Below are 25,165 nucleotides of genomic sequence, written 5' to 3'. Positions count from 1 at the left end.
ACCATGGATTTCAGTTCGTTCTCGCCGGCCCTGGTGCTGATCACGGTGGTCAGCCTCGCGCTGGCGCCGTTCGTCGCGGTGATGGTGACCTCGTTCACCAAGATCGTGGTGGTGCTGAGCCTGCTGCGCAACGCACTGGGCCTGCAGCAGGTGCCGCCGAACGTGGTCATCAACGGCCTGGCGATCGTGCTGTCGATCTACGTGATGTATCCGGTGATCCTGGAGACCCACGACGCGATCAACGCCCGCGTCGGCGGCGGCACCGCCGCGACCGCGACCCAGGGCCAACCGCCCGGGACCGCGACGCCGGCGGCAACGGCCGCAGCGGGAACGACGCCGGCGACGACGGCCGCGCCTGCTACCGGCACCGCGCCGTCACCGGCCGCGACCACTGCTGCAACGCCGGCCGCGACTGCCACCACGGCGACGCCCGCAACCGCTGCAGCGCCTGCAGCCGCCGCATCCGCAACGGCCGCGCCTGCCGCGACCGCAGCCGCGGGCGCGGCGAAGAAACCGGCGACGCCCTTGCTCGGCGGCGGCGGCAAGATGGACACCGCGCGCCTGCTGGCGATGATGGACGCCGGCAAGGAACCCTTGCGCGGCTTCCTGATCAAGCATTCCAGCGACGCCGAGCGCGCGTTCTTCCTGCGCAGCGCGCAGCGCCTGCTGCCGCCGGCCGCGCGCGGCGATATCTCGGTCAACGACTTCATCGTGGTGATCCCGGCCTTCACCGTCAGCGAACTCACCGCCGCGTTCCAGATCGGCTTCCTGATCTTCCTGCCGTTCCTGATCATCGACCTGGTCGTGTCCAACATCCTGCTGTCGCTCGGCATGATGATGCTGTCGCCGACCACCGTGTCGCTGCCGTTCAAGCTGCTGCTGTTCGTGCTGATCGGCGGCTGGGCCAAGCTGGTGCATGGGTTGGTGCTTACTTATGGCGGCTGAACTTCGTCTAGCGGGACTCGGGGCTCGGGACTCGGGACTCGCACGAGCGGTCGAACCGCATCTGTCGGTTCCATCCAGAGACCAAACTCCCGGCGCCGGCATCCGAGTCCCTTGTCCCAAGTCCCGAGTCGCGAACCATGGGTGACATGCTCGAACTGACCAAACAGGCGCTGTGGCTGACGCTGCTGCTGTCGGGTCCGCCGGTGGTCGCCGCGGCCGTGGTCGGCCTGGTCGTGGCCTTCATCCAGGCCGCCACCCAGCTGCAGGAACAGACCTTCGCCTACGCGATCAAGTTCACCGTGATCGTGGTGACTTTGTTCGTCACCGCTTCGATGATCGGCGGCACCCTGTACACCTTCGCCGACCGCATCTTCATCGACTTCCCGGGCATGGTCCGGCATTGATGCGCGCAGGCGAGCCCTGCGCGACCGTCGCATGATCAGCTTCGATTCGGTCACCAACCTGATGCTCGCGCTCGGCCTGGTGCTGCCGCGGGTGATCGGCGCGTTCATGATGCTGCCGCTGCTGACCTCGGAGAACATGCCGCCGCTGGTGCGCAACAGCTTCATGGTCAGCCTGGGCATCATCGCGATCCCGGTGGCGGTGAACGGCGTGTCCTTGCATTCGCTCGGCGCCGTCGACTGGGCGCCGATCATCCTCAAAGAGTTGTTCATCGGCATCTCGATCGGCTTCTGCTTCGGCATGGTGTTCTGGGCGATCAGCGCCGCCGGCAACATCATCGACACCCAGGTCGGCATGACCCTGGCGCAGGTGTTCGACCCGATCCAGGGCCACCAGGCCTCGCTGCACGGCAGCTTCCTGTCGCAGTTCGCAGCCTGGTTGTTCATGGCCAGCGGCGCGTTCCTGGTGTTCCTCGACCTGCTGCTGTCGAGCTACGCGATGTGGCCGGTGACCTCCTATTTCCCGACCCTGCATGCGGTCGGCATGGAGCTGTTCGTCGGCCAGTTCAGTTATCTGATGACCGCCTTGCTGGTGCTGGCGGCACCGGCGATGGTGGTGTTGCTGCTGATCGACCTGACCTTCGGCCTGGTCAACCGCTTCGCCCCGCAGCTCAACGTGTTCACCATCACCATGCCGATCAAGGCCTGGCTGGCGACCTGGATCATCCTGCTGATGCTCGGCGTGTACGTGGAGATCGTGCTCGACCGGCTCAACGACAACCGCGGTTTGCTCGAGGCCTTGAACCGCGTCTTCACTGTGTAGGCGGAGCTGCTGCGGGTTGTCTGTGCGGGACGGGGAAAGCAAAGCAAGCCAACGCAGGAGCAAATCCCCCCTGCCCCCCTTTTTCAAAGGGGGGAACAGCACGGGCCTCGGGGGACAGAACGAGCCTTGAGGGACAACACGGGGGCCTTGGGGAACAGCATGGCCTCGGGGAACAACGCAGACTTCGGGGAACGGCCTCGGCATATGCGAAGCGCTTCGGCAAGCACCGCCGGATGATGCCGATGAGCCGATCGGCAACCCTTGAGCGAGCTCCGAGCCAACCATGACTGTCAGGCGCAATGCTGTTGCCCCCTTTGGAAAAGGGGGCAAACGGCCGCGCAGCGGACGTGGGGGATTTGCTCTTGCTCTGCCTTGCGTCATCCCGCCTTCGCAACGACAGCGTGGACAAACATGCCGACGGACAAAGCGGGCCATACCCGCTGGCTCTGAGGCCAGCGCGACCTGCCTGCTCAATGCGGTTGCCCCTTTGCAGAGGAGGCGAACGGCCACGCAGCGGTCGCAAGTGACCGCTTGCGCCCTCAGCGCGGCTCGTCGAGCGGAGGCGGCAGTTCCATCTCGCTGTCGTCGCCGTCGCGCAGGCGGCGCACGCTTTCGGCCCAGTGCAGCACTTCGGCCACGGCCTCGAAGAATTCGTTGCCGATGTAGTCGTCCAGCGCCACGTGCTCATGCAGGCCGCGCGCCAGCTCGACGTTCTGCAGGATCGGCACGCCGGCCTCGGCCGCGGTGCGCTTGATCTGTTCGGCCATGTAGCCCTCGCCCTTGGCGACCACCACCGGCAGGTCGGTGACGCCGTGTTCGTACTGCAGGGCGATGGCGATGTGGGTGGGGTTGGTCACGACGACATTCGATTGGCGGACGGCATTGAGCATGTTCTGCTGCGACCACTCCTGATGCAACTGCCGGCGCCGGCTCTTCACGTGCGGGTCGCCCTCGTTCTCCTTGACCTCCTGCTGGATGTCGCGGCGGCTCATGCGCAGTTGCTTGGTGTAGGCGAACTTCTGGTACCACACGTCGATGGCGGAGACGAAGAAGAACACGAAGATGGTCCAGATGCCGATCCGGATCAGGCCGTGCCAGATGCCCGCGCCCATCGCCGCGGGCGGCGCGTACGGCAGCAGCATCAGTTGGGCCAGCATCTTGTAGAGCACGAACATGCCGATGCCGATCAGCGCCGCGCTCTTGATCACCGACTTGATCAGCTCGACGAGGTTGTCCATCGAGAACATCTTCTTGACGCCCTCGGCCGGGTTCAGCTTCTCCAGGTTGGGCTTGAGCTTGTCCAGGGTCAGGATCGGGCCGATCTGCAGGAACTCGATGATCACGCCCAGGAACACCGCCGTCGCCAGCAGCGGCAAGGACAGCCACAGCAAGGTATCGAACGCGGTCGAGCCGACCTCGCGCAGGGCATCGCCGAAGGGTTGGTTGATCGCTTTCAGGCTGGTCTCGAACAGGCGGATCAGTTTCATCCGCATGAAGTCGAGCATCATCCAGCCGCACACCACCCAGCCGAGCACCAGCACGGTGCTGGTCAGCTCCTTGCTCTTGGCGACGTTGCCCTGCTTGCGGGCGTCCCGGATCCGTTTTTGGGTAGGCGGTTCGGTCTTGTCGGCGCCCTGGTCCTTCCCCATGCGCGGCCCTTCCAGCGAGAGGGGGTCGAGGCTAGCACGGGCCTGCGAAAACGGTCGTGCCGGCACACGCCAAATGCGAACTCGATACATGCCGCGGTGCGGCGCCCGCGGCGTTGCCGGTTCCACTTTCTTTGCATGCCCTCAGCCAGGCCTGACGCCGCTCCCGGCATATCCCGCAGCGGCCCCCGCAGACGCGGGGATGAACGGCCCGACCACCACCTAGGGTCATCCCGAGTTGGCCACTTCGGCCCCCGGCGCTACATTTCGCCCATCCCCCCGACTTCACCCGTAACCTGCCCCGCATGAGCACGATCGGCAACGACCCGCGTATCGACCGCAGCAGCCTCGACGGGCAAGCTGCGCTCGAGAACCTGCGCGGACGCGAGCCGACCCCGCAAGAGCAGATCCAGCACGCCCCCCAGGTCGCCGAGACCGTCCCCGCCTACGCGCCGCCCGCGGTCGACCAGGGCGAGGACGTGCTCAATGCCGACGCCTGGAGCGAGGTTCCGGCCGGTGAGCGCCTGCTCGCCGGCGATCCGGGCTTCGAGCATCAGCTCGGCCAGATGGACCTGTCCTCGGCCGCCGACCACGGCGCCGACGCCGTCCTCGATTCCCTGAGCTGAACCTCGCTGGCGGCGCTCGACGCCGCAGCGCATCCGCCTGGGCTAGGCTAGTCCTCCCTCCCGTCCGATCGCCGCGCTTGCCGCGGCCCGCCGCGACCGACGCCTTGCCGTGACCGAAGCCACCCCCTCTCCCGAAGCCCTGCGCGCCGGCGCCGACCGCCTGGTCTCCGCGCTCGCCGCGCACAGCGACCCCGAGTATCGCCTGACCGTGCTCAAGCGCGTCGTGCGCCGCCTCGGCGAGGACCGCTATCCCTTGTTCATCCGTTTGCTCGGGGTCATCGCCGAAAGCGACGATGCACGCGCGCAGCGCCTGATCGCCGACACCTTCGGCACCGCCCTGCGACGCATGGACCTGCCCGGCGGCGCGTTGAGCTCGTGGGGCGCCACGCGCCTGCCCGACGCCACCGGCCCGGTCGCGGTGAGTTCGCTGTCCGGGCATTTCTTCGGCGCCACGCCGCGGCGCCTGCTCGGCCCGGTCGAATACCTCACCGTCTGGCACCTGCAACGCACTCAGCGCACCGCACTCGGCGCGGCAACCTTCCGCACCGCACTGTCGCGCCTGATCGCCCTGCTCAACCGCAGCGAAGACGCACGCACCCTGTATCCGCAGAAACTCGCCGCCGACGCCCAGAACGAACTCGAAGGCGCCTACACCCGCGCCACCCGCGACCGCCTCGCCGCGATCGCCTCGGCCTGGCGCGCCGGTCAGTCGCCCGATGCCGTCGCCCAGGCCGCGCTCGCCGCCGACGAGTCCCCGCATCCGAGCGGCTGGGTGGTGCGCGACCTGTAATCGCGCACTGCGCTCGCCGCGCCGCGTCGCTGCGACACTCGACCACATCCGCCGGCACCGCGGCGATGCTGCAATGTCCGCCTTCGGTTTCGACGAGGTGGATCGTGTTCGAACGCCAGTTGCCATCAACCTGAGCGGGCGCGATTTCGCCAAGGACTTCCACCTGCTCGACCCGCAGGGCCGCGAACGTTCGCTCGCCGACTTCCGCGGCAAGCTGGCGATGGTGTTCTTCGGTTTCACCCAATGCCCCGACGTCTGCCCGACCGCACTGACCCGCGCGGTGCAGATCCGCAAACTGCTCGGCCGCGATGCCGAGCGCCTGCAGGTGATCTTCATCACCGTCGACCCCGAGCGCGATACGCCGAAGGTGCTCGAGGCCTACACCCAGGCCTTCGACCCGAGCTTCCTCGGCCTGTACGGCGATGCCGAGCGCACCGCGCAGACCGCCAAGGCCTTCCGCGTGGTCTACGCCAAGGTGCCCACCGGCGCGTCCTACACCATCGACCACTCCGCGCTGAGCTACGTTTTCGACGCGACCGGCGCGATCCGCCTGGCCCTGCGCCACGAACAAAGCGCGCAGGACTGCGTGCACGACCTCCGCCAGATTCTCTGAGAACGCCATGACTTCGATCCGTTTACTTGCTGCCCTCGTCGTTGGACTGCTGCTGAGCGCGAGCGCCGTGGCGCAGCCGCCGCCGGTCGCGATCGAATCGCCGTGGGTGCGCGCGAGCGTGCCGCAGCAACAAGCGACCGGCGCCTTCATGCGCCTCACCGCGCGCACCGACCTGCGCCTGGTCGCGGCGCGCTCGGAGGTCGCCGCCGCCACCGAGGTGCACGAAATGGCGATGCAGGGCCAGATGATGCGCATGCGCCAGGTCGCGTCGGTGGCGTTGCCGCGCGGCCGTACCGTCGCGCTAGCGCCTGGCGGTTACCACATCATGCTGATCGGACTGAAGCATCCGCTCGGCGCGGGCGAGCAGGTGCCGTTGACCTTGGTGTTCGAGGACGCGGCGGGGCGGCGCAGCGAGCACACCGTACAGGCCGAAGTGCGGGCCTTGGGCGCGGGTGCGCCCTGAGGACCCGGCCGCAGCGCAGCAAAGGGTAGGAGCGGCGCAAGCCGCGACCCCGCGGTCTCAATCTCGCGCCGCATCCGACCGTAACCCCTGTAGGAGCGGTGTGAGCCGCGACCACGGAACGCGCAGAGGCGAGAACGCCGATACCGTCCATCGAAGCGGCGCGCTGTCGCGAAGGTAGGAGCGGCGCGAGCCGCGACCGCGTCGTGATCCGTTGCTGCGTTTCTAACCGCAGAGCGGTGAAGCCACGGCAAGAGCAAAGCTTCCGTCCGCTGACGCGGCCGGGTTACTTTCTTTTGCTGGCCCAAAAGAAAGCTAACCAAAGAAAAGGCCTTCCTTGACGGAGCTCCCCTACGAGTACGTAGCGCGCGCCGGAATTTTCCGATAAGACATCCCTGTCTTATCGGAAAACGGCGCACGTCCTGTGCGCCGCCCTCCGGGTCTAAGGTTGCATCGCAAATTCGGAACTGCGCCGAGCTATTCACAGCAACAGCAATGATTATTGCCGTTGCTGTTGCTGTGCGTAGCTTTGCACTAGCGAAGGCAAACGAAGACCCGGAGGGCGGCGCGCAGGGATGCGCGCCGTTTTTCATCGGGACAGGGATGTCCCGTATGAAAAATCCCCGCGGATGCACCGCTCGTGCGGGCCTGTGATTCAAAACAAAGCATTTTTCTTTGGTTTGCACTGACCAGGACCAAGTGCATCACTCTTCATCTGATGACCCGCTTTTTCCTAGGCGGACGGCAAATCAGAAATTCTCGACTGATCAAAGACTTACTCTGAATCAAGGCCGGTTTACCAGGAAGGAGGTTTAAGCCTTTGATCCGCTTGGGTGATGCACTTGTACCTTGAGAGTGCAGTTACCTTTCTTTTGTTGCTTTAGACAAAAGAAAGTAACCCGCCGCTTTAGTGGCGGAAGCTTTTATCGTTTGATCTTGATCTTAATTGAGCGACACGCCGCGAGACCGTCGCAACGATGTCGCGGCTCGCGCCGCTCCTACCCCTTGCGACGCGAGCCGCCCCAGATTCAAAACCCGATCAAGCCACGCTCCGGCCCCGGACGTTTGCCGAGCTTGCGCTGCAAAGAGCGGCGGTGCATCCCGAGCAGGCGGGCGGTGGCGGAGATGTTGCCGCCGGTGTCGTTGAGAGCCTGCTGGATGTGTTCCCACTCCATCCGCCGCAGCGGCATCATCGTCTCCGGCGCAGGCAACACCAGGGGCGTGTCGTGCGACTCCAGGCCGAGCACGGCGAGGATGTTGGAGATGCTCGCCGGCTTGGGCAGATAGTCGTCGGCGCCGCGCTTGATCGCATCGACCGCGGTAGCGACGCTGGCGTAGCCGGTCACCAGCACGATGCGCATGTCGGCGCGCAGTTCGCGCAGCGGCCGGATCAGTTGCAGCCCGGATTCATGACCCAGCTTGAGGTCGATCAGGGCGAACGCCGGCACCTGCCGCAAGGCCAGTGCCAGGGTCTCGGCGATGCTTGCCGCGGTGCGGGTTTCGACGCCGCGGCGGCCCAGGCTGCGCTGCAGGGTCGCGGCATAGGCCGCGTCGTCGTCGACGATCAGGCCACTGAGAAGCGGGCGTGCACTGCTCATTGCGTTCATGCGCGGCATCCTAGTCGATGGCCGCGCGGCGGTCCTGCGGCAAACTGCCACAGGACAAAGTGTCCAGGGCGTGGTGCGCCCTCACCCCAGCCCCTCTCCCGTGAACGGAAGAGGGGCTCAAGCGATGAAGCGAGTACCCACGATTGCAACCGGGCGGCTCACTGGCGCTTGCAGTCCGCGACCCGGTCGGCGTCGGTGCCGTAGGCCACCTCGTGCAGGGTGATCGTGGTGCCGGCCGAGGCCTGCAGGCCGAACGGCACCTCGAGCTTGGCCATGTCGGCGCCGCCGGCCCGCACGCACTTCAAGGGCACACCGACGCGCAGCCACTGGCCGCGCGGCAGGCTGCGCAAGGTGTCGCCGAACGGGACCCTGGACTCGCACTTGGGGCCGCAGGCGGCGATCAGGTTGGTCTCGCCGGCGCCGACCGCATCGACCTTGAGATCGATCAACAACTGCACGTCGCCGTTGGTCTCGCGCACCAGTTCGACCGGCGTGTCGGCGACCCATTCCACTTTCGCATCGCCGTTCCATTGCAGGCGCCAGGCGTCTTCCTGCGCTTGATGGTCGACCGCGGTGATCGCGAGCGCACGATCGGCCGTCGCCAACGGCGGCTTGCTCGCCTCGCTGTGTTTGCCTTGCGAGCCGACGCGCAAACGCCAGGCCCGCGGCAAGGCGCCGCGGCCGAGGAACTGCATCGAACGCTGGTCGAGATCGGCCGTGCCCGGGTCTTCCGGCAGGGCCGCAACCTCACCGCCTTGGGCATAGCTGAGGCCGTAGCCGAAAGCGAACTGCGGCGCGTAGTCCGCATCGCCGACGTTGGCCACCTGCACCGCGGTCTTCGGCCACGAATAAGGCAGCTTGCCTTTGAAGTCGTGGACGATGCCGCCATTGGCGTCGCGCAACAGCACGTCGGCGATGCCGCCGCCTTCCGAACCCGGCAACCACGCAGCGACGAAGGCATCGGAGGCGTTGATCTCGCGATTGACCCACAGCGGCCGGCCCGACAGCAGCACGCTGACCACGGCGATGCCCTGCGACTTCAAACGCTGGATCAGCTCGAGTTCGCGATTGCGGGTCGGCCGGAACGCAAGCGTGCGCAGGTCGCCCTGGAATTCGGCGTAAGGGTCCTCGCCATAGACGACGATGGCGACGTCGGGCTTGTTCTTGTACTGGCCGTCGACGGCGAGTTCGACCTGCCCCCCCGCGGCCTGGATGCGTTCGCGCAGACCCGACCAGATCGATTGCGCGTTCGGGAAATCGGCCGGTTTCAAGCCGGTGCCCTGCCAGTTCAAGGTCCAGCCGCCGGATTGCTTGGCGATGTCGTCGGCACCGTCGCCGACCACCAGGATGCGCTGTTGCGGCCGCAACGGCAGCAGGCCGCCCCGGTTCTTGAGCAGCACCAGCGACTCGCGCACCGCCTGGCGCGCGACCGCGCGATGCTTGGGGCTGCCGAGCAATTCGAACTTGCCGCCGAGCGGGCGCTTGGACGGCGCGCCGGCTTCGAACAGGCCCAGACGCAGTTTGACCCGCAGGATGCGCGCCACCGCATCGTCGAGCCGCGCCATCGCGATCTCGCCGCTGCGCACTTGCTTGAGTGCGTTGTCGTAGTAGCCGCGCCAACTGTCGGGCGCCATCAACATGTCGACGCCGGCATTGAACGCCGCCGCGCAATTGTCGTTGCTGCAACCGGTCAACTGCCCGTGCGCGTTCCAGTCGCCGACCACGAAGCCGTCGAAACCCATGCGCTGCTTCAACACCTGGGTCAGCAACTCGCGGTTGCCGTGCATCTTCCGGCCCTGCCAACTCGAGAACGAGGCCATCACCGTCTGTGCGCCGGCGTCCAGCGCTGGCGGATAACCGGCGCCGTGCACGTCGCGCAGTTCCGCCTCGCCGATGCGCGCATCGCCCTGGTCGCGGCCCTCGAAAGTGCCGCCGTCGGCGAGGAAATGCTTGGCGGTGGCGATCACGTGCGCGCCGTCGAGGAATTGCCTGCTGCCGAGCTTGCCCTGCAGGCCTTCGATCGCCGCCGCGGCATAGCTGGCGACTACCCGCGGATCTTCCGAGTAGCCTTCGTAGGTACGGCCCCAGCGATCGTCGCGCGGCACCGTCAGGGTCGGCGCGAAAGTCCACTCCATGCCGGTCGCGCGCACTTCGGCCGCGGTGGCCTCGCCGATGCGCCGGATCAGCTCGGGGTTGCGGGTCGCGCCCAGGCCGATGTTGTGCGGGAACAGGGTCGCGCCGACCAGATTATTGTGGCCGTGCACGGCGTCGATGCCGAACAGGATCGGGATCGCGACCTTGCCGTCGCGGGCGTCCATCGAGGCCGCATAAAAGCGGTCGGCGATGTCGAGCCACTCCTGCGGCGGCGCGTCGTAGCGCCCACCGGGCTCGGAAATGCCGCCAGGTTCGGAGTTGCCGCCGGCCAATACCGAGCCCAGGTGGTATTTGCGCACATCCTCGGGCGTGGCGCTGTTGATGTCGGCCTGGACGATCTGGCCGACCTTTTCTTCGATGCTCATCTTCGCCATCAGCTCGACGATGCGCCGTTCCAGCGCCTCGTCGCGCGGCAAAGGCGTCTTGAGCGCCGGCCACTGGGCCGGATCGATCGTCGCCGCGCGATCGGCCCCGTCGCCAGCGGCCGCGGCGGCCAGGGCCGGCAGCAAGGCCAGGGCGAGCGCGCACAGCCGCCAGCGCCGCCGCGATCGGCACACTTGGATCGATGGAACCGTGGCGCGAACGCGTTCGCTCGTCGATGCATTCATGGTTCACTCCTGTTGGGGCGATACGATAGGGCGTGTTCTGCGAGTCCGTTCGTCGTCGTCGCACGCAATAGATGAGTATTCGGCGCGCATTCTGGCAAAATGCGCAGAACACGCGGCAAGGGAAAAGACCGGTCATGCGAGTACGCATCGAAGATGTAGCGGAAGCGGCGGGCGTGTCGATGAAGACCGTCTCGCGCGTACTCAACCAGGAACCGAACGTCAGCGAGGAGACGCGCAAGCGCGTCGAAGCCGCTGCGCGCAAGTTGCAGTACCGCCCCAATCCTTCCGCACGCAGCCTGGCCGGCCAGCGTTCGTTCCTGGTCGCACTGCTCTACGACAACCCGTCGAGCAACTATCTGATGGAAGTGCAGGCCGGCATGCTCGATGCCTGCATCGCCCATCACTACAACCTGATGCTGGCGCCGGTGACCTACGGCGAACGCAAGTTTCTCGCCCACGTCGACGAGATCATCCAGCACTCGCGCGCCGACGGTCTGGTGCTGACGCCGCCGTTGACCGACCACCCGGGCCTGATGAAGCGCCTGGGCCAGCTCGGCATTCCCTACGCCAATATTTCGCCGAAGTTGCGCGGCGGCCGCATCGGCGTGGTCCTCGACGAGGAACGCGCGGTGCGCGAGATGATGGCCCATCTGGTCTCGCTGGGTCATCGCCGCATCGCCCACATCAAGGGCCATCCCGAACACGGCGCCAGCCAGTGGCGCTTGAACGGTTACCGCGACGGGCTCGCCGCGGCCGGCATCGCCTACGATCCCGAACTGGTGATCGACGGCGACTTCCACTACGACACCGGCGCGATCTGCGCCCAGCGCCTGTTGTTGATGACCGACCGGCCGACCGCGATCTTCGCGGCCAACGACGACATGGCTGCGGGCACGATCCGCACCGCCAGCGAGATGGGCCTGTCGATTCCCGGCGATGTCTCGGTGTGCGGCTTCGACGACACGCCGATCGCGCGCCAGATCTATCCGCCGCTGACCACGGTGCGCCAACCGACCCGCGAGATGGGGCGCCTGGCGACCCACGAGCTGTTCAAGCGCATCAAGGCGCCCGACGGTGGCCAGATGATCACCGCCGGCTACGAGCTGCAGTTGCGCCAGTCGACCGGGCCGATCGGCAAGGGCCGCACGCGCCGGCGCTGAGCCGGCGCGCAGGCAGTGCGCCGGGTCGACAGGCGCGGCGCGCGGCGCCCACGGGCCTCGCGCGCACGCGCTCACCAGAACAGCGCGTACAGCGCGACCAGGATCGCCAGCACGGCGATCGCAGCGATGTTGAACGAAGACGCGGTGGCATAGCTCACGCCGTCGGTGTGGATGCGGTCGCGGCCGGCGCCCGACGGCGTCAGCAAGGACACCGCGACCGCCAGGATCGCCGCCAGCACGAACACCACGCCGACGCGGTTGACGAAGGGCAGCTCCGGCCAGGCTTGCTTGAGCACGATCGACAGCGCCACCGAGCCCACCGCCGCGGCGAGCGCGCCGGCTTCGTTGGCGCGTTTCCAGAACAGGCCTAGCACGAAGATCACCACGATGCCCGGGGTGAAGAAGCCGGTGTATTCCTGGATGTACTGGAAGCCCTGGTCGAAGCTGCCGAGCAGCGGCTGCGCGGTCATGATGCCGATCACGATCGACACGGCCGCGGTGATGCGGCCGATCCGCACCAGTTTGCGCTCCGATGCGTCGGGGCGATGCTTGGCGTAGAAGTCGAGAGTGAAGATGGTCGCGACCGAATTGATCTTCGACGCCAACGAGGCCACGATCGCCGCGATCAGGGCCGCGAACACCAGGCCCAGCGCGCCGGTCGGCAACAACGCCATCATCGCCGGATAGGCGTCGTCGTTGCGCTCCAGACCCGGCGCCAGCATCACCGCGGCGATGCCCGGCAGCACCACGATGATCGGCAGCACCAGCTTGAGGATCGCCGCGAACACGATGCCCTTCTGCGCCTCGCGCAGGTCCTTGGCGGCCAGGGCGCGCTGGATGATGTACTGGTTGAAACCCCAGTAGCTGACGTGCGCGACCCACAGGCCGCCGACCAGCACGCCGATGCCGGGCAGATCTTTGTAGAAGGGGCTGTCGGGCGGCAGGATCATCTTGAAGTGCTCCGGATGCGTCGCCCACAGCGTCTTGAAGCCGGCGACGATGCCGGCGCCGTCGCCGATCTTGCTCAGGGTCAGTCCGGCGACCACCAAACCGCCGAGCACCAGCAACGACACCTGCACGATGTCGGTCAGCGCGACCGCCTTGAGCCCGCCGTACAGTTGATAGGCCAGGGCGAAGCCACCGAGCAGGCTCAAGGCCAGCATCTGGTCCATGCCGGTCACCTGCACGATCGCCAGCGAACCCAGCCACAGGATCGAGGTCAGGTTGACGAACACGTACAGGCCGAGCCAGAACACCGCCATCAGGGTGCGGATGCGGTTGCCGTAACGCTCCTCGAGGAACTGCGGCATGGTGTAGATGCCGTTGCGCAGGAAGATCGGCAGGAAGAACTTGCCGACCACGAGCAAGGTCGCGGCGGCCATCCATTCGTAGGACGCGATCGCCAGGCCCAGCGCGTAGCCGGAACCGGACATGCCGATGATCTGTTCGGCGGAAATATTGGCGGCGATCAGCGAAGCGCCGATCGCCCACCACGGCAGCGCCTTGCTGGCGAGGAAGTAATCCTTCGCGGTTTTTTCGTGCCCGGCTTTCTCGCGCGAGACCCATTGCGCGAGAGCGAACACGCCGGCCAGGTAGACCAGGACGATAAGGGTATCGAGCAAGGAAAGTTTCATGCGTTCCTGTCTGTCCGGGGCGGTGTCTTTGCCGTTCTACGCGCTACCGCACGGCGCGGCCACGGCCGCGGCCGCTGTTCGTGCATGAATTCGATTGCAGTGACGATGGCGCGTGTCGGGGAGGCGGCTTGGCGGGGGGAGGATGGCGCTGGCGCCCGCCCCACTACAAAGCCGGATACGTCCGCCGCATCGATCTCTCCAAGCCGGCCTGAGCCAAAGTCCGCCCGCGAAACCCGACGGGCGTCATTCCCGCGAAGGCGGGAACGACCGATGAGAGATGAGGTCAGAACCGCAGCGTCTTCGTTTGCATGCTCCGCAAATATCCCCCGCCCCGCCCGCACGACGTGGGGTTTCGTGCGGCACGGAGCGAGGGGCTTGGAACATGGACCGACCGCCATCAGAAGTTCCAGCGCACCCGTACGCCGTAGCTGCGCGCATCGTTGAGGAAGCGCACGTTGACGCCGGAACCGACCAGGGCCTTCTGCGACACGTCTTTGTTGGTCAGGTTGCTGCCCCAGACTTCGAAACGCCAGGCGCCGTCGAGCGTGGTGAAGCCGGCGCCGGCGTTGATCTGGGTGAAGCCCTTCTGCTCGTCGGGGAAGCCCGCGGTCGCCGAGTCCTCGATGCGATCGACAGTGCCGGCGGTGTCGCGCAGGAAGATCACGTCGCGGTCGTTGTACTGGGTCAAGAAAAACGAGGAGCGGTACGCGGCCAGCACCTGCCAGTCGAAGGTGCCGCGCGAAAATTCGATCGCCTGCTGCAGGCGCGCGTTGACGGTGTACTTGGACGACAACGGCAGCTCGTTGCCGGACAGATCGATCTGCGAAGTGATGCCGCCGTTGCCGAAGTCCTGGCTGCGCACGTCGGCGACCATGCCTTCCTTGATCTCGGTCTGCAGGTACAGCGCATTGAGGTCGAGGGTGAAGCCGCCGCCGAAGCGCAGGCGGCTCTCGGCCTCGATGCCGTACAGCTCGGACTTGCCGACGTTGCGGTTGACCAGGGCGAAACCGGTGGCCTCGCCGTCGGGGTTGAAGGCGATCACGCTGAGGTCCTGGAAGACCTGGTCGTCGTAGTCGTAATAGAAGCCGCTGACGTTGAAGGTCGAGGTGCGGCCGAGAAACTCGAACGAATTCTTCGAGCCTATCTCGAATGCGGTCAGCTTCTCGGGCTTGTAGGTCTCCGGGATCACGTTGACGTCGAAGCTGTCGTTGAAGCCGCCGGCCTTGTGGCCGGTCGAGACGGTCGCGTACAGCAGGTTGCGGTCGCTGAGGTCGTACTCGAAGCCCAGACGCCAGTCGACGAAGTCGAAGGCGCTGGCGCCGTGCTGCGCCGACGGCACCCCGAGCACCAGGAAGCTGTGCTGGCCGTTGGCCGGGCAGTCGACGGTGTTGCCGCCGGTGTCGGGGCGGTCGACGCAGGTGCCGTTGGGGCGGCTGCCGTCGACGATGCCGGCCAGCTGCTGCTGCATGGTGTCGCGCGCACCGGCCCGGAGCACGCCCTGCAGCAGGAACCGCGCAAGGTCGGCATTGCTGGTCAGACCGGTGACGTCGAACGAAGGACGATCGAGCAGGGTCGGCTTGAAGCCTTCGGTGCCGAGGCGGGTCTGGAACACGCCGCCGTCGCCGCCCAGGCCGATGGTCCAGTTGCCGCCGATGCCGTCGCGCGACTTGCGCTCGTCGGTGTAGCGCACGCCGCCCTTGACCCGCAGACGATCGTTGACGTCGAAGGTGCCGTCGCCGAACGCCGCCCAGGACTTGCCGTCGACGTCGGGCATGGTGAACTCGGTGCCCGAGTAGAACGCGCCCTTGTCGGCGAGGGCGAAGAAGCCGACCTGTTGCTTCTCGTGGAAGTAAAAGCCGCCGGTGGTCCAGCGGAAGCGCGCGTCGTCGGCCGACGACAGGCGCAGCTCGTGGGTCTGCGACTGCGAACGCGCCTGCAGGTAGTTGGTGCCGAAGTTGTCGTAGTCGATCCCGCCCCAGCTCGCCGGCTGGCCGGCCGGGCGCTCGCGCAGATCGCGCCCGGGCCAGGTGTTGCCGTCGGACGCGGAGTTGATCTGGAAATAATCGACGTCGCGATAGCTGCCGTTGTACTCCAGGTTCACCGGGCCGAAGTCGTAGCGCACCGTGCCCTGGAAACCCCACAGCTTATTGTCGACCTTGCCCTGCACGCCGCGATAGACGATGTCGCGCAGCTCGATGTCGTCGGCCCCGAAGCCTTCCTGGGCGGCGCGGAACAGGTTCGCGCCCGGATAGCCGGTGCCGAGTTCGCGGCCGACGTCGAGCATCGCGAACACCGACAGCTTGTCGTCGGGTTCGTACAGGAACGACAAGCGCCCGGCGCTGTCGTCCTGGATGCCGGCCGGCTGGATGTGCCGCCACGCGCCGACGTTCTCGAACCCGGCCTCCTTCTCGATGTGGTAGCCGGCGAAGCGCAGCGCGGCGTACTCGCCGAGCGGGAAGTTCAGCGCGGTCTCGTAGCCTTTCTGATCGCGGTTGCCGACCTCGCCCTGCACGTAGCCGCTGAAGCGGCCGCCGAGCTCGGGTTTTTTGGTGACGATGTTGAGGGTGCCGGCCAGCGCGTTGCGGCCGCGCAAGGTGCCTTGCGGGCCCTTGTTGATCTCGACGCGTTCGAGGTCGTAGAACATGCCGCCGAGGCCGCGCGGGCGTGGGATGTAGGCGCCGTTGACATGCGGCGCGGCGCCGGGGTCGCCGAGTTCGGTGTTGTTGGACGAGCCCACGCCGCGGATGAAGACTTCGGTCGCGCCTTCCTGGTTGGCGATGCTCAGGCCGGGCACGGCGACCTGCATCTGGCGCAGTTCGTTGTTGATGCCGAGCCCGCGCAGATCGTCCTGCGACAGCGCCTGCGCGGTGCCGGCGTACTTCTGCAGGCTTTGTTCGCGGCGCTCGACGGTGACGATCACCGAATCCAGATCGGTGGCCGCCTTGCTCGACGACGGCTGCGCGTCGGCGGATGCCGGGGCGGCGTCCTGAGCGGCGGCATGGCCGGTCAGCAGCGCGGCGAAGATCGCAAGACTCAAGGTCGAACCGCGGACACGCTGGTGCATAGGCACGTTCATCAGGACATCCCCTCCCCGGGGCCGGCTGCGAGCCGATCGTGTTGTCTGTGGTGTAAGCGCGCGCCGGTCCGACAGGCCGGCGGCAGTGCGCAAAGCTTGTAGCGCGGCTATGACAGCGCTGTCAACTTACGGACAGGATGCGGCAACGCAGCATGGTTGCGTCGCGCCGCCGCTCGCCGCGGCGAAGCCAGGACGACTGTCCCGAGGGAGCGTGATGCGGATCACGCGCAGCGCGTATTCACCGGCGCGTAAGCGTTTTCAACGGGCGCGGCGCAGGCGTGCGTCTGCGACCAAAGTCGAGGGCGCGAGCGATCGCGCCGATAAAACCCGCGGCACATTGCTCGCCGCTTCATGCGCACGAGTTTGCGCAATGCATCACGCGTGCGCGCGCGTCGCCGCGGCGCTCGCGCGGCGCGCCAACGAAGAACCCCGGCCGCAGCCGGGGTTCCTGGTTCTGCCTTGCGAACGAGAGCTGCGCTTACGGCATCGCGTCGGTCGCCGCGTCGGCATCGACGATGCCGGTGCCGATCAGCTGCGGCGGCACAGGCGGGATCGGGAACGGACGCGCGGTGGCCTTGATCAGGCGTTCGATCACCGCCGGTACTTCGTCCGGCGCCGGCTTGGACTGCATCAGCGCGACCACGCCGGCCACGAACGGCGCCGCCATCGAGGTGCCGTTGTAGTTCGCGTAGCTGGGCGCGCCCGGCGTGGTCGTGCCGGTGTTGAGCGTGGACAGGATGCCGACGCCCGGCGCCGCCACGTCGACCACGTTGGTGGTGCCCCAGTTGGAGAAGCTGGCCTTACCGCCGGCCGAGGTGTTGGCGCCGACCGTGATCACGTTGAGACAGCTCGCCGGCTGGAAATTGGCCGCGTTGGCGTTGCTGTTGCCGGCCGCCACCACCACGGTCACGCCGCGTTGCACCGCGCCGTTGATCGCGGTCTGGAAGGTCGAGCTGCAGGTACCGCTGCCGCCGAGGCTGAGGTTGATGACCACGGCCTTGTTGGTGCCGACCGCAGGCACGCCGGCGACGCTGCCGCCCGAGGCCCAGGTGATCGCGTCGGCGATGTCGACCAGGGTGCCGCCGCATTTGCCGAGCGCGCGCGCGGTCAGCACCTTGGAGCCGAACGCCGTGCCGGCCACGCCGGTCTGGTTGTTGGTGACCGCCGCGGCGATGCCGGTGACGTGGGTGCCGTGCCAGCTCGACGGATTGGTGCCGCACCAGTCGCCCGGGTCGGCGGGATTGCTGTCGCGGGCATTGCCGTCGTTGGCGGTGGTGACGTTGGTGATGAAGTCGTAACCGGTCGGCGAGGTCAGGTTGGCGGCGAGATCGGGGTGCGCGGTGATGCCGGTGTCGATCACCGCGATGATCTTGCCCTGGCCCTGATAACCGTTGTCCCAGGCGGTGTTGGCGCGGATGCCGCCGGCGGCGCCGTGCAGGCCGTACTGCGAGGGATAGCCGGGGTCGTTCGGGGTCAGGATCGGCTGGAAGATCGAGTTGGGCTCGACGTAGGCGACATCGGGGTTGGCGGCGATTTGCTGCATCAGCGTGGTCGCCTCGACCACGTCGAGCGGACGACTGACTTCGATCAGTTCGGCGCCGGTCGAGACCGGGCCGGCGTGCTTGATGGTCAAGCCTCTATGGCCGAGCGTACCGACCGCGGCGCTGAGTTCGCGCTGCAAATACAGGGCTTTCGGCGTGCCCGACTTGTAGGCGACGACGAAGCCGGCGACCGGCCGGTCGGGATCGAGGCTGCTGAGGTTGACGCGGTCGGCGGCGAACGCCGGCGCGGTGAGGAGGATGGATACGCTGGCGACCGCCAGCGCATGCCGACGGAGCGTGGACTTTGATGGCTGAGACATTGCGAAACTCCCGTGAGGTTTCGTAAGCCGCACAATGCGGCGGAACCGTCCTGGTTCTCTCTCGCGATCGACTGTTCGAGGACTGCTGCCTTGCGCGAGCGCGTCCGGACGTGGAGCGGACACAGCGCTATGTCCGCGCTAGGCAGCCTAGGCGCTCATGCCGCGCACGCAAGGCGCAAACGCATCTGCATCACAGCGCGTTCGTGAACCCGCGGGATGGATACGGGATTCGCCTGCAAGCCTCGCGTGTTGGCTGAATGGCGAAGCGAATCGCGCGTGTTGAAGCCATACGTGCACACTCGCCGGAACTGCGACGGAACGCGTGAAGACGTCGCCTGGCGGTTTTTTCGTCATCGGAAAATCGCAACCGAGAGTGGCACGGCAACGCGTCGCGGCCGCTGCATCGCTGATGATTCGCTGTCTGCTTCATGAGGATGCACGCACGGCGATCGCAGCGAGGTCGCCGCGGCACTCGGGTGCGGCGGCTTAGTCGCTGCGATGCCGAAAACACCGAATACGAGCGATGCGTCCTGCCTCGTCGGTCCGGCTTCCCACTTACTCCATATAGACGGCTTCGACGTTGTGGCCGTCGGGATCGAGCAGGAAGGCGGCGTAATAGCCGGTGCCGTAATCCTCGCGCAAGCCGGCATCGCCGTTGTCGCGGCCGCCGGCCTTGACGCCTTCGCGATGGAAGCCGTCGACGGCAGCGCGGCTTTCGGCGCGGAAGGCGACGTGGGCGCCGCCGCGCGCACCGGCATCGGGATACAGCCATAGCGCCGGCGCGTCTTTCGGGCCGAGCCCGGCGCCGCTGTCGTCGCTGGAGCCGACGACGTGGCCGAGCGGCTTCAGTGCGGCACGGTAGAACTTTACGCTGGCGGCGAGATCGCGCACCTTCAAACCGATGTGGTCGTACATGACGGAACCTCCTCGAAGGGAGGTCAGCTTGCCGCGCCGCGGCCGATGCGTTCTTGGAAAATATTGCGGTCGCCGCGCGCGGCCTGGCGGAAACGGCGCGGCGAGACGCCGGCGGCGCGGTGGAAGCTGCGGCTGAAATTGGACAGGTCGGCGAAACCGCTGTCGTAGGCGACGTCGGTGATCGCCCGCTGCGGGTCGGCCAGCAGCGAGGCGGCACGGCGCAGGCGGGCGCGCAGCAGGTATTGATGCGGGGTGACGCCGAGCGCGGCGGCGAACAGGCGCAGGAAATGGAAGGCGCTGACCCCGGCGATGCGCGCGCCGTCGTCGAGACCGACCGCACGATGCGCATTCGCGTCCAGCCACATCGCCGCTTCCACCGCACGGCGGCGGTCCGCGGCGCGCGGCCGCAACCGCCTGCCGGTGGCGCCATCGACGGTGTCGATGCAACGCCGTGCCAGCAGCAAGCCGACTTCGTCGACGCCGAGATCGCTGCGGCCCTCGGCCGCGGCCTGGGCGAGTTCGCCCAAGACCATCAGTTCCGGCAAGGGCGGCACGCCGCCGGCGCGCCACAAGGCGCTGTCCGCACCGAGTTCGTCGACGAACGCCGGCGACAGATGAAACGACAGGCATTCGTCGCCGCAGCCGTGATGCTCGTGGGTGCACAGGAACTCATCGTCGGTGTGGCCGATCAACAGACTGCCGGCAACCAGTTCGTAGGCCTCGCCGCGCACGCGATAACCGAAGCTGCCGCGGCGCACGTAGGAGATGCAATGGCTGCGATGGCGCTCGACGAAGGGCGCATCCCGTGGACCGGCCCCGCAGCGGTAATCGACCGCGGCGAGCGATGCGCCTTCGCTGAGCGGGGTGATGTGCATGCGGCCGATGCTAGGCCTGCAGGGCAGCGGAGGCAATGGCCGTGGAACGCTTTTCGGGCTGCGGTGAAACTCTTCCGATTGGACGAGCTGTTCACCCCTCACCCCAACCCCTCTCCCGCAAGCGGGAGAGGGGCTTTACCGCGAGTGCTGCAGCCGCCGACGTGCTACGAACTCAACTCTCGTAAGCCGACTCGCCGTGGGTGGTGATGTCCAGGCCTTCGCGCTCGGACTCCTCCGGCACGCGCAGTCCGACCGCGAACTTGACGATCGCGAAGGCGATCACCGAGACCACGCCCGACCAGACCACGGTGATGCCGACGCTCAGCGCCTGCACGCCGACCTGCTGGGCGATGGTCTCGTTGCCGGCGCCGAGGCCGAAGCCACCGAGCGCGGGCGAACTGAACACACCGGTCAACAAGGCGCCGATGATGCCGCCCAGGCCATGCACGCCGAACACGTCGAGTGCGTCGTCGGCGCGCAACAGGCGCTTGAGGCCGTGCACGCCCCACACGCAGACCGCGCCGGCGATCGCGCCGATCGCGATCGCGCCGAACGGGCCGACCGTGCCGCAGGCCGGAGTGATCGCGACCAGGCCGGCGACCACGCCGGAAGCGCCGCCGAGCATCGACGGTTTGCCCTTGATCACCTTCTCCACCAGGCTCCAGGCCAAGGCGGCCGCGGCCGTCGCCAGCAAGGTGTTGAGGAAGGCCAGCGCCGCGCCGGCGGTGGCTTCGAGGTTGGAGCCGGCGTTGAAGCCGAACCAGCCCACCCACAGCAGCGATGCGCCGATCATGGTGAAGGTGACGTTGTGCGGCTTGATCGCCTCGCGTCCGTAACCTACGCGCTTGCCGACGAAGTAGGCGCCGACCAGGCCGGCGATACCGGCGTTGATATGCACCACCGTGCCGCCGGCGAAGTCGATCGCGCCCTTGGCGAACAGATAACCGTCGGGGCCGTACCAGACCATGTGCGCGATCGGCAGGTAGGCGAAGGTGAACCAGATCGCCGAGAACAGCAGCACCGCCGAGAACTTGATGCGCTCGGCGAAGGCGCCGACGATCAGCGCGCCGGTGATGCCGGCGAAGGTCGACTGGAAGGCGATGAAGACGTACTCCGGCAAGGACACGCCGGCGGTGAAGGTGGCCGCGAGCGAGGCCTTGTCGACGCCATTGAGGAACAGTTTGTCGAAGGTGCCGATGAAGGCGTTGCCGCCGCCGAAGGCCAGCGAGTAACCGTAGGTCACCCACAGCAATACGATCAGCGAGAACACCGCCAGCACCTGCATCAGCACCGACAGGACGTTCTTGGAGCGCACCAGGCCGCCGTAGAACAGGGCCAGGCCCGGCACGGTCATCAGCAGCACCAGCAGGGTCGAGGTCAGCATCCAGGCGACGTCGCCCTTGTCGACCACCGGTGCCGCCGCGGCGGCGGCCTCCTGCGCCTGCGCGGCGCCGGCCGACAACAGCGCCAGCACCGGTGCGGCGGCCAGGGCCAGCGCGCCTGCGTTCCGCTCGCGCGAGCGGGATTCGATCATCGTGTGTTTCATTTCGTTTCTCGCGTGGAGGGTCACAGGGCGTCGTCGTCGAGTTCGCCGGTGCGGATGCGCACCGTGTTCTCGACCGGCAGGACGATGATTTTTCCGTCGCCGACCTTGCCGGTGCGTGCGGCGTTCTGGATCGACTCCAAGGCCGCGTCGAGCAGGCTGTCGGGGACCGCGCACTCGATCTTGAGCTTGGGCAGGAAATCGACGACGTACTCGGCGCCGCGGTACAGCTCGGTGTGGCCCTTCTGGCGTCCGAAGCCTTTGACTTCGGTGACGGTGATGCCCGACACGCCGACTTCCGTCAGCGCCTCGCGCACCTCGTCGAGCTTGAACGGGCGGATGATGGCAATGATCAGTTTCATCTCGCAGCTCCGTGGTGGTTCGTGTGCAGTCGTGCGCCGGGCGTGCTCAGAACGCCTTGGTCACGGTCAGGGTGAAGGCGTCGTCGGCCAGGAAGTTGTCGTGGGCGTTGGTGTACAAGGCCTGTTCGGCATCGGTGTCGCTGTAGGCGGCGGCGACCGAGAAGCCGTTGTCGAAGCTCTTGGTCACGCCCACTTTCCAGTCGGCGTACTCGAAGTCCTTGTTGTGCTCGATCCACTGCTTGCCGCCGTGGACGTTGAGCGTCCAGCTCGGCTGGAAGGTCCAGTTGAGGTTGGCGTCGAGGTAGCCGCTGCCGTCGGAATCGGCATAGCCGAACAGGTCGGTCACGGCATAGGAGTACTTGAGTCCGACCGAGACCGTCTCCGACGGCGCCAAGGTGCCGCCTAGGTAGATCTCGGTGGTGTCGGGGCTGTTGAAGCCGCTCGGGTAATCGCCGGGGTAGTAATAGGTCAGCACGCCGACGTCGTAGGAGAACAGCTCGCCGGCCTTGCCGCGGTAGCCCACGTAGCCGTCGAGTTCGAGGCTGTTGGAGATGTCGTCGCCGATCACGACGGTGTCCGACAGCCAGCTGACGTTGCTGCCCCAGGCGCCGAGGTAGAAACCACTGTCGTGCGCGTACTCGATGCCGCCCTGCAAGGCGGGGTTCTGGTTGTTCTGCGACACCCCACGAAACAGGTAGTCGCTGGTCAGGCTCACCGAGCCCGAGGTTCCGGCGTGCGCGGACGCGGCCGCGAGTGTGGCGAACGCGAGCGCGGTGGCGAGCGCGGCCCTGGCTCGCGCGGTTTTGGCCCGCACGGTCTTGCCGGTGGCGCCGGCGTGTTCGGTTTTGCGATGTAACGACATGACGCAGGCTCCTCATAAGCGGTGGCCCCTCCCCGGTCATTGCTTCGTTGCGTTCCGGCCGCGTCGACGCGTGCATCGCGATGAGCCGGAGGGACGTGCGGTCGGACTCTGCGGTCCGCGCCTACGTCGAATGGCTGTCCTCCTGTGGTCGGTCGTGTCCGTGGCGGCGCCGGCCGATCGGTCGCGGCTCGATGGCTGCGTACTCGTCGCGCTGATGGCGATGCCGTGGTCGAAGATTTCGGTCGTCGTGCGCTTTGCTGTTTGTGTCCTGCGTTGGTTGCGGCAAGCCGCTCCCGCGACGTCGGCCGCAGGCCGATATCGGACGGATGAGGGCGAGTGGCGTCGCCCGGGTGGGTTCGTCTTCCCTGAAAGCGACACGGCCCGGAGCGTTAGCCCCGGGCCGTGTGCTGGTTTACCGCATGTCGCGCATCGCCTCCGCGCGCCGCCGCGTCGCATCCCGCCGCGCCGCATCGTAGCGGCGCGGGCGATCGGGATAACGCTTGGCTGGCACGAGGATGGATGCGTTCATGGCGATTAGACGGCGTAGTACATCTGGTATTCGAATGGGCGAGCCGGGAGCTTTCCGGAATGCGTTGAAGCGCATTCCGGCCCGGTGAGCGCCCGGTCCACAAGGACCGGGCCGGACATCCGCCGATCCGAAGATCCGATATACATCTGCGGCAATCTCCTTAGACGGCGTAGTACATCTGGTATTCGAGCGGATGAGTCGCGGCGCGGAACTTGGTCACTTCCTGCATCTTCAGCGTGATGTAGCTGTCGATGAAGTCGTCGGTGAACACGCCGCCGGCCTTGAGGAAGTCGCGGTCCTTGTCGAGCGCTTCGAGCGCCTGGTCGAGCGAGTGGCACACGGTCGGGATGCCCTTCTCCTCTTCCGGCGGCAGGTCGTAGAGGTCCTTGTCGCTCGGCGCGCCCGGGTCGATCTGGTTCTTGATGCCGTCCAGGCCGGCCATCATCAGCGCGGCGAAGGTCAGGTAGCCCGACTGGATCGGGTCGGGGAAGCGCATCTCGATGCGGCGCGCCTTCGGGTTGGCGACGTAGGGAATGCGGCAGCTGGCCGAACGGTTGCGGGCCGAATAGGCCAGCATCACCGGCGCTTCGTAGCCCGGCACCAGGCGCTTGTAGCTGTTGGTGCCCGAGTTGGTGAAGGCGTTGATCGCGCGCGCGTGCTTGAACACGCCGCCGATGTACCACAGCGCCATCTGCGACAGGCCGCCGTAGCCATCGCCGCTGAACAGGTTGACGCCGCCCTTGGCGAAGGACTGGTGCACGTGCATGCCGCTGCCGTTGTCGCCGACGATCGGCTTGGGCATGAAGGTCGCGGTCTTGCCGTTGCGGTGGGCGACGTTCTTGATGATGTACTTCATCGTCAACAGCTCGTCGGCCTTGGCGACCAGCGAGTTGAACTTGGTGCCGATCTCGCACTGACCGGCGTTGGCGACTTCGTGGTGGTGCACTTCGACTTCGATGCCGACCTGCTCGAGGGTCTTGCACATCTCGGCGCGGATGTCGTGCAGCGAGTCGAGCGGGGCGACCGGGAAGTAACCGCCCTTCACGCCCGGACGGTAACCGCTGTTGCCGCCTTCGTATTCCTTGCCCGAGTTCCAGGCGGCTTCTTCCGAATCGATGTGGAAGAAGGTGTGGCCCATCTCATTGGCGTAACGGACCGAGTCGAAGATGAAGAATTCGGGTTCCGGACCGAAGAAGGCCTGGTCGGCGACGCCGCTGGACTTCAGGTAAGCCTCGGCGCGCTTGGCGACGCCGCGCGGGTCGCGCGAATACGCCTGCATGGTCGCCGGGTCGAGGATGTCGCAGGTCAGCACGACGGTCGGGTCGGCGGTGAACGGGTCCAGGAACGCGGTCGAGGGATCCGGCAGCAGGATCATGTCCGACTCGTTGATGCCCTTCCAGCCGCTGATCGAGGAACCGTCGAACATCTTGCCGTCTTCGAACAGCGAGGGCTCGACGATGGACTTCGGGAAGGTCACGTGATGCTGCACGCCACGCATGTCGGTGAAACGCAGGTCGACGAATTCGACCTTGTGATCCTTGATGAGCTTTTCGACCTGTTCGAGAGACATGTTCGTTCCGGGAATGGGGAGTCAGGGTAAGAGTCGTGCAACGCGAGGGCATTGGAGCCGCCTGCCTTACAGGGAAGCAAGCGTCGTGCCAACTTTTATCTATCG

20 protein-coding genes are annotated in these 25,165 nt (G+C 66.7%); 8 read left to right on the top strand and 12 right to left on the bottom strand.

The window, feature by feature from the left end:
- Nucleotides 1-3 precede the first annotated feature (3 nt).
- The 3 genes from ACTOWK_RS16380 (at nt 4) to sctT (ending at nt 2,169) form a co-directional block, all read left to right on the top strand.
- Nucleotides 4-945, top strand: a complete 942-nt coding sequence (locus ACTOWK_RS16380) for a hypothetical protein (RefSeq protein WP_441331179.1) — start codon at nt 4-6, stop codon at nt 943-945.
- A 137-nt stretch (nt 946-1,082) separates the two neighbouring features.
- Complete coding sequence (gene sctS / locus ACTOWK_RS16375; protein WP_031373468.1) at nt 1,083-1,349, top strand: type III secretion system export apparatus subunit SctS; 267 nt, start codon at nt 1,083-1,085, stop codon at nt 1,347-1,349.
- 31 nt (nt 1,350-1,380) lie between these two features.
- Entirely contained in the window at nt 1,381-2,169 is a 789-nt protein-coding gene (gene sctT, locus ACTOWK_RS16370; protein WP_441331178.1) for a type III secretion system export apparatus subunit SctT, read from the top strand.
- Between the two features lie 539 nt (nt 2,170-2,708).
- On the opposite strand, the gene sctU is transcribed toward sctT, so the two are convergent.
- Nucleotides 2,709-3,818 (bottom strand): type III secretion system export apparatus subunit SctU, encoded by a 1,110-nt coding sequence (gene sctU / locus ACTOWK_RS16365; RefSeq protein WP_441331177.1) that lies wholly within the window; start codon nt 3,816-3,818, stop codon nt 2,709-2,711.
- 302 nt (nt 3,819-4,120) lie between these two features.
- Here sctU and ACTOWK_RS16360 point away from each other — a divergent pair, with 302 nt between their 5' ends.
- The 4 genes from ACTOWK_RS16360 to ACTOWK_RS16345 all read left to right on the top strand — a co-directional run bounded on the left by ACTOWK_RS16360 (nt 4,121) and on the right by ACTOWK_RS16345 (nt 6,307).
- Nucleotides 4,121-4,441, top strand: coding sequence for a hypothetical protein (locus tag ACTOWK_RS16360; RefSeq protein ID WP_441331176.1), 321 nt, complete (start codon nt 4,121-4,123; stop codon nt 4,439-4,441).
- A 109-nt stretch (nt 4,442-4,550) separates the two neighbouring features.
- A complete protein-coding gene (locus tag ACTOWK_RS16355) occupies nt 4,551-5,231 on the top strand; it encodes a hypothetical protein (RefSeq protein WP_441331175.1) in 681 nt (226 codons plus the stop codon).
- A gap of 73 nt (nt 5,232-5,304) precedes the next feature.
- Entirely contained in the window at nt 5,305-5,844 is a 540-nt protein-coding gene (locus tag ACTOWK_RS16350) for an SCO family protein (RefSeq protein ID WP_441331174.1), read from the top strand.
- A 7-nt stretch (nt 5,845-5,851) separates the two neighbouring features.
- A complete protein-coding gene (locus tag ACTOWK_RS16345; RefSeq protein ID WP_441331173.1) occupies nt 5,852-6,307 on the top strand; it encodes a copper chaperone PCu(A)C in 456 nt (151 codons plus the stop codon).
- 1,025 nt (nt 6,308-7,332) lie between these two features.
- Here the strand turns inward: ACTOWK_RS16345 and ACTOWK_RS16340 are convergent.
- Nucleotides 7,333-7,902 carry a response regulator transcription factor gene (locus tag ACTOWK_RS16340; protein WP_441331211.1) on the bottom strand — a complete coding sequence of 190 codons (570 nt, stop codon included), beginning with the start codon at nt 7,900-7,902 and terminating at the stop codon, nt 7,333-7,335.
- Between the two features lie 167 nt (nt 7,903-8,069).
- A complete protein-coding gene (locus tag ACTOWK_RS16335; protein ID WP_441331172.1) occupies nt 8,070-10,673 on the bottom strand; it encodes a glycoside hydrolase family 3 N-terminal domain-containing protein in 2,604 nt (867 codons plus the stop codon).
- Nucleotides 10,674-10,807: 134 nt separating this feature from the next.
- Between ACTOWK_RS16335 and ACTOWK_RS16330 the strand changes: the two genes are divergently transcribed.
- A complete protein-coding gene (locus ACTOWK_RS16330; protein ID WP_441331171.1) occupies nt 10,808-11,833 on the top strand; it encodes a LacI family DNA-binding transcriptional regulator in 1,026 nt (341 codons plus the stop codon).
- 71 nt (nt 11,834-11,904) lie between these two features.
- Here the strand turns inward: ACTOWK_RS16330 and ACTOWK_RS16325 are convergent, their stop codons facing one another.
- The 9 genes from ACTOWK_RS16325 to glnA all read right to left on the bottom strand — a co-directional run bounded on the left by ACTOWK_RS16325 (nt 11,905) and on the right by glnA (nt 25,060).
- A complete protein-coding gene (locus ACTOWK_RS16325) occupies nt 11,905-13,467 on the bottom strand; it encodes a sodium/sugar symporter (RefSeq protein WP_441331170.1) in 1,563 nt (520 codons plus the stop codon).
- Nucleotides 13,468-13,864: 397 nt separating this feature from the next.
- Complete coding sequence (locus ACTOWK_RS16320) at nt 13,865-16,543, bottom strand: TonB-dependent receptor (protein ID WP_441331169.1); 2,679 nt, start codon at nt 16,541-16,543, stop codon at nt 13,865-13,867.
- A gap of 478 nt (nt 16,544-17,021) precedes the next feature.
- Nucleotides 17,022-18,404, bottom strand: a complete 1,383-nt coding sequence (locus tag ACTOWK_RS16315) for a S8 family serine peptidase (RefSeq protein ID WP_441331168.1) — start codon at nt 18,402-18,404, stop codon at nt 17,022-17,024.
- Nucleotides 18,405-18,959: 555 nt separating this feature from the next.
- Nucleotides 18,960-19,319, bottom strand: a complete 360-nt coding sequence (locus ACTOWK_RS16310; RefSeq protein ID WP_441331167.1) for a VOC family protein — start codon at nt 19,317-19,319, stop codon at nt 18,960-18,962.
- A gap of 23 nt (nt 19,320-19,342) precedes the next feature.
- Nucleotides 19,343-20,194, bottom strand: coding sequence for a helix-turn-helix transcriptional regulator (locus tag ACTOWK_RS16305; protein ID WP_441331166.1), 852 nt, complete (start codon nt 20,192-20,194; stop codon nt 19,343-19,345).
- Nucleotides 20,195-20,366: 172 nt separating this feature from the next.
- Nucleotides 20,367-21,740 (bottom strand): ammonium transporter, encoded by a 1,374-nt coding sequence (locus tag ACTOWK_RS16300; RefSeq protein WP_441331165.1) that lies wholly within the window; start codon nt 21,738-21,740, stop codon nt 20,367-20,369.
- Between the two features lie 20 nt (nt 21,741-21,760).
- Nucleotides 21,761-22,099 carry a P-II family nitrogen regulator gene (locus ACTOWK_RS16295; protein WP_031373127.1) on the bottom strand — a complete coding sequence of 113 codons (339 nt, stop codon included), beginning with the start codon at nt 22,097-22,099 and terminating at the stop codon, nt 21,761-21,763.
- A gap of 46 nt (nt 22,100-22,145) precedes the next feature.
- Nucleotides 22,146-22,961: a TorF family putative porin gene (locus ACTOWK_RS16290; RefSeq protein ID WP_441331164.1), complete on the bottom strand. Its 816-nt coding sequence runs from the start codon at nt 22,959-22,961 to the stop codon at nt 22,146-22,148.
- Between the two features lie 689 nt (nt 22,962-23,650).
- The gene (gene glnA / locus ACTOWK_RS16285) at nt 23,651-25,060 is read right to left on the bottom strand and encodes a type I glutamate--ammonia ligase (RefSeq protein WP_441331163.1); all 1,410 of its coding nucleotides are present in this window, start codon (nt 25,058-25,060) and stop codon (nt 23,651-23,653) included.
- Nucleotides 25,061-25,165 lie beyond the last annotated feature (105 nt).

The organism is Lysobacter sp. CA196, from assembly GCF_052078695.1.
Taxonomy (GTDB): domain Bacteria; phylum Pseudomonadota; class Gammaproteobacteria; order Xanthomonadales; family Xanthomonadaceae; genus Lysobacter.
This window is presented reverse-complemented; position numbering and strand designations above follow the sequence as displayed.